General features: G+C 57.6%; 6 protein-coding genes. 3 read left to right on the plus strand and 3 right to left on the minus strand.

Features of this window, described 5'->3' with window-relative positions; genetic code table 11:
• Window positions 1-658: histidine-type phosphatase (locus QZY06_RS09840; RefSeq protein WP_295683510.1), on the plus strand; the 658-nt coding region annotated here is incomplete at its 5' end.
• A gap of 68 nt (window positions 659-726) precedes the next feature.
• Here the strand turns inward: QZY06_RS09840 and QZY06_RS09845 are convergent.
• Window positions 727-1,179: a PA2169 family four-helix-bundle protein gene (locus QZY06_RS09845; RefSeq protein ID WP_295683514.1), complete on the minus strand. Its 453-nt coding sequence runs from the start codon at window positions 1,177-1,179 to the stop codon at window positions 727-729.
• 178 nt (window positions 1,180-1,357) lie between these two features.
• Window positions 1,358-1,633, minus strand: coding sequence for a hypothetical protein (locus QZY06_RS09850; RefSeq protein ID WP_295683517.1), 276 nt, complete (start codon window positions 1,631-1,633; stop codon window positions 1,358-1,360).
• Between the two features lie 161 nt (window positions 1,634-1,794).
• Here QZY06_RS09850 and QZY06_RS09855 point away from each other — a divergent pair, with 161 nt between their 5' ends.
• A complete protein-coding gene (locus QZY06_RS09855) occupies window positions 1,795-2,592 on the plus strand; it encodes an enoyl-CoA hydratase/isomerase family protein (protein ID WP_295683520.1) in 798 nt (265 codons plus the stop codon).
• 40 nt (window positions 2,593-2,632) lie between these two features.
• On the plus strand, window positions 2,633-3,325 hold the full coding sequence (locus QZY06_RS09860) for an SET domain-containing methyltransferase (protein WP_295683522.1): 693 nt from the start codon (window positions 2,633-2,635) through the stop codon (window positions 3,323-3,325).
• Window positions 3,326-3,462: 137 nt separating this feature from the next.
• Here the strand turns inward: QZY06_RS09860 and QZY06_RS09865 are convergent.
• A partial coding sequence (locus tag QZY06_RS09865; RefSeq protein ID WP_295683524.1) for a hypothetical protein occupies window positions 3,463-4,734 on the minus strand: 1,272 nt, incomplete at its 5' end.

Consider the following 4,734-nt stretch of genomic DNA (forward strand, 5'->3'; position numbering starts at 1 on the left):
AGGCGGCAAGACCGGCGTGACCATCGAAGGCGGTCTGAAATCGGCGACCACGGTCGGCGAGAATTTCCTGCTGCAGTACATCCAGGGTTTCCCGGAAAAGGACGTTGCCTGGGGCGATGCGGCCACGCCGGAAACGCTGTCGCCGCTGCTCGGCCCCCGCAATCTCTATCTGCGCCTGAGCCGCCAGCCGCCGTACATCGCAGCGCGCAACGGCTCGCTGCTGGCGCGTGCGCTGCTGGCCGCGCTGGATGATGTCTCGGAAGCAAGCGATGCGAGCCCGGCGCCCGGCACGCCACCTCGTGCCAGCCGCCTGGCCGCGTTCGTGGGCCGCGACACGCATCTGGCGTCGATCACCGGCATGCTCGGCCTGCAGTGGTCGCTGCAGGACCAGCCGGACCAGTTCCCGATGGGCGGCACGCTCGCCTTCGAGCGCCTGATCAACCCGGCGGACGGCAAGCGCTACGTGCGTACGGTGCTGTACTACCAGACCCTGCAGCAGATGCGCAGCAATGCGCCGCTCGATCTCGCCCATCCGCCGGGCAAGCTGGTGGTGAAGATGCCGGGCTGCGACAAGGGCGAAATCGATGGCGCCTGCCCGCTGCCCATCGTCCGCAAGCGCTTCGAAGCAGCATTTGCGGCGGACTGCCCCGGCGGCTGATTCGCAGTCAGCAGTGGCCGGGCGGATCGAGATCCGCCCGGTGCTGAATCAACTGGGAATGACCGGCTTCAGGCCGCGTGTTCCAGTTGCTGGCGCAACTGCCGGATGTGATCGTGGCGCTGATGCGTGCCTTCGTACTGCCGTTCGAGCAGCGCGTGGATTTCCGGCGGTGTCGACCAGGTCAGCGCATCCGAGTAACGCGCATCGGCTTCCTGCTCGTCGGCCTCCACGGTATCGAGAATCACCGCTTCGTCGCGGCCATAGGCGTTGGCCTTGATGTGCAGCCAGGTGCGATGCAGCGTGTTGTCGAAGGTGCCGCTGCCTTTAGGCTTGCCGCCCAGCGCTTCGACGCTGGCCTGCAGCTCGCGCGCCGCGTCGGCGAAGAAGCGCGAGTATTCCTCCAGCGATTCCTGCAGCTCTGCGTGATGCACCTCGCTGGCCGCGGCCCGCAAGGCCGCCTCGCCATTCTTGGTGGTCACGATCAGACGATTGAGCAGCGTGATGGTGTCGAGATTGCGCATGACGTGAATCCTCCTCCAGATCGAACGCCGCATCTGGACGAGGCCGTCATTCCGCTATCGCTGCTTCGGAAACGCTACATACCTGCGCATCGAAGCGGAATACGGCTTCGCAGGGCGGCCGGAAGATCGTAGTCCTGTTGGCCCCAGATGCAAGCGCGATGCATCGGCGGGGCGGGACTCAGGGAATCCAGTTCCAGATGTCCGGCAAGGTGGCCAGCCAGTCATGCGCGGCCTGCTTCGTGTCATGGCTTGGTGCGTGGATCGAATAAGCAGTGCTGTCGCCGTGGTCGGTGCTCAGCGCATAGCCCGCTTTCGCGGCTTCGTCGGTCAGGTAGTTCACGTAGTCGCGGTAGTTGGCGTCGTAGGCTTCTTCAGCTTCGCGCCGCTCCGGCTGCAGGCTCAGCGCACGCTCGCGGTAGGCGTTCAGATGAAGGGTGATCGTGACGTCGGTCATGGGCATTCCTGTCGTGTGAAGACGAGGAGCCATTATGGACGCACCGCTCGCGCGGGCTGCCGACAAGGGCTGCTTCTCATTTCATCAAGCCGCATCCTTCGGCATGCTGCCAGCCGGCGATCGATCCACCACGCGGCAAGAACTTCGAAGGGGCAGACGCAATGGCACTTTGGTCCACGCAGTTCGCGGATGGTGTGGTGGTGGCGACCTACCGCAATCCGCCGATGAACTACTTCTGCGCCGAGGGCGCGCAGGAACTCGCGCAGCTGATCGAAACCTGGCGGGACCCGGCCATCCGCGCCATCGTGCTCTGCGGCGCGCCGGGCGGCGCGTTCATCACCCACTACAGCGTCGAGGAACTGCTGGCGCTGGCGCTCGATAACAACAGCCTGCGCAGCATCGGCACCTCGCTGAACCGCAACTACCACACCCTGCTGCTGGCCCTGCGCGATCTCCCCAAGGTGGTGATCGCCGCGATGAATGGCAACACCATGGGCGGCGGTCTGGAACTGAGCCTGGCCTGCGATATCCGCGTCGGCCAGCGCGGCGACTTCCGCTACGGCTTCCCGGAAGTGCGCCTCGGCATCATTCCCGGCGGCAGCGGCACGCAGCGCCTGTCCCGGCTGATCGGCGTCGGCCGCGCAGCGGAATTCATCCTGCGCTCGAGAGTCGTCGATCCCGAAACGGCACTGGCGCTGGGCATCGTCAGCGAACTCGCCGACGATGCCGTCGCCCACGCAAGCCGCATCGCCCATGAAGTGGCGGCCTTGCCGCCGAAAGCGATCGCCTGCGCCAAGCGCGCGATCTACGCCGGCAGCGACACCCATCTGGCCGCCGGCCTGGAAATGGAAAGCGCCGCCTTTCTGGAATCCATACTGTCCGAAGACAGCCGGGTGGCGATGCAGACTTACGTCGACCTTCCCTACGACCAGCGCCGCGTCTGGCTGGAGACGCTTTGAGCAAGCACCGAATGTCTGGTCGCGAAATGGAGTTGCCGCAATGACGGTGCCCGAGCCTTACGCCCCGTTCGTCCGCATGGCCCAGTGGGGCAACGAAAAGCAGCTGGTGGCCGCGGCGGACGTCGAGAAGGGCGTGCTGCTCGCCGCGGAATACCCGATCGCCTTCGTGGCGATCGAGCCGGACGAAGAGGACCTCGGGCCGCTACTGCTGCTGGAATCCATCCTCGCTTCGGACGAAACCTTCGCGAAAGTCATCGCGGAAGACCTGAAGCTGACGCTGTGGCGCCTCGGCGCCCACGATCTCGAAATCCTGGAAGGCCTGGCGCGGAAGTACAAGCGCAATCCGAGGAAGCTCACCCAGCTTTACCACCGGGTGGCGGCCAACAACATTCGCTATTCACAGGGCGGCACGCAGGGCTACGGCATCTGGCCGATCGTCAGCCGCTCCAACCACTCCTGTGATCCGAACGCAAAGCTGGGCGCGAACGCCCAACAGCCGCTGGCCGAACTGCTGCTCGCCACGCGCCCGATCCCGAACGGCACGGCCATCTGCTGGAACTACCTGGCCGACGAAGCCTTCCTCGCCCTGAACTGGTTCGAGCGCAATGCGCAATTGCTCAAGGACTTCCAGTTCTTGTGCCGGTGTCCGCGCTGTGAGGCGGAGCGGCCGGCGGAGGTTGCAGGGTTGTCGAAGGACGGGGTTGCGGCTTACTTCAAGCGGTCAGGACTTTAGATTCGTCTCGCTGAGTTCGGATTATTGGCGTGGCCGACGTCTGCTGCTACTCGGCTGCGAGGATCAGTTCAACGTCCTTCAGGAGCAACTCATTTGCAACCCAGCCGGACAGGATCGCCCTGCGCGGGCCGCACCTATTATCTTTTTTTGAAGTGAGTTCCCGTGTTTAACGCTTTAGACATACCGTAAAAAATTTCGTATTCCTCTCCAGATTTAACCTTAGGAGAAATATTTGAGTAAGTACGATCTCTAAAGCACCAATGAATATATTTTTCTCCATTTTCAAGTTGTTCAAAATAAGAGATCACATTCAATTCATAAAGAAATTGAAGAAATTCATCAGCTGAAGACATAAATTTTGGGCCACTTCTCTTAGAAGCAGATAGGTAGACCTCATGTTTTGCATAAGCTTCTAAATACTGCTTGTAAGTAAATTTGTTTTTCCCATCTAAGAAAGTGAAAAACTTTAAAAAATCGTCGTAATCAGCTTCTGAATAATAAAATGCTAGTTGATCTTTTACTTCGCCGAGCAAATAATCGGCGTAAGAACGTCGGAATGTACTGTCGTCGAAGTCAGCTTGGGAGAACTGTCTGAATTGATCATTTGAAGATTTAAATCTTTCTTGTAGCATTGTAAGCATGGTCACGATATCTCGCGGCCGGTACAGAGAAAATCGCAGAAAGCTAATGAATGAAGTCTTCTTCTCAAAAGAGGCGGTTTCTGTTGGCGAGTCCCAGGGAAAGTAATAATCCCATGCCTGACCTTTTGAAAGTTTACTGAATTCCGGTTGTTGATACGCGAGTAGCTGGTCAGCCATCGAAAAAAGATCGTTTCTACGGTGATCTTTATATGTAGTTGTCCAATTTAATAAAATAGAGTTATCTCTAATTTTCGTATTTTGGTTCTGTAGTCCTAATGAGGCATAGATATCTGGACGCACCAAAAGTACGACTCGCATGCGTCCTTTCGAGTCCTTTATCTTCGAAAAAAAATCATTGTTCACTTCCCAGACCGCATTAGCCAAGCCTTTAATGCACTCGATATAATCTTCGTATGGGATCGAGGCTGGGCGAATATCTATTCCGTCGATAAATAAGATATTGTTTCTTTTTAATTTTAGCGAAGAAAGGGCATTCTCGAAATTCTTCTGAATGTATAGAAGATTTGTTTGAAATCTGGATTCGCTGAACGCAATTGATTCTTTCTGCTCACCCGATGCCTTGGCATACTTTGACAAAAGTTCGGCCGCCAGTTTGGATTCTCGAACGAATTGGAGTGCGTGAATTATCTCTGGCGAGAAAGCATGAATGTAATATTCTTGTATCGCTTCATGAAGCGATTGGAATTTTGAGAATGACTTAAAAACAACCTCTCCACCTTCCTTACTATAAATTTCCTGCGAAATAAG

Origin of the sequence: uncultured Nevskia sp., from assembly GCF_903885465.1 — a bacterium.
In the GTDB taxonomy this organism is placed as follows: domain Bacteria; phylum Pseudomonadota; class Gammaproteobacteria; order Nevskiales; family Nevskiaceae; genus Nevskia.

What these genes read in the sequence shown, in the direction of transcription:
- QZY06_RS09855 (WP_295683520.1), top strand. Translation starts at nt 1,795, where the DNA reads ATGGCACTTTGGTCCACGCAGTTCGCGGATGGTGTGGTGGTGGCGACC.
- QZY06_RS09860 (WP_295683522.1), top strand. Translation starts at nt 2,633, where the DNA reads ATGACGGTGCCCGAGCCTTACGCCCCGTTCGTCCGCATGGCCCAGTGG.
- QZY06_RS09850 (WP_295683517.1), bottom strand. Translation starts at nt 1,633, where the DNA reads ATGACCGACGTCACGATCACCCTTCATCTGAACGCCTACCGCGAGCGT.
- QZY06_RS09845 (WP_295683514.1), bottom strand. Translation starts at nt 1,179, where the DNA reads ATGCGCAATCTCGACACCATCACGCTGCTCAATCGTCTGATCGTGACC.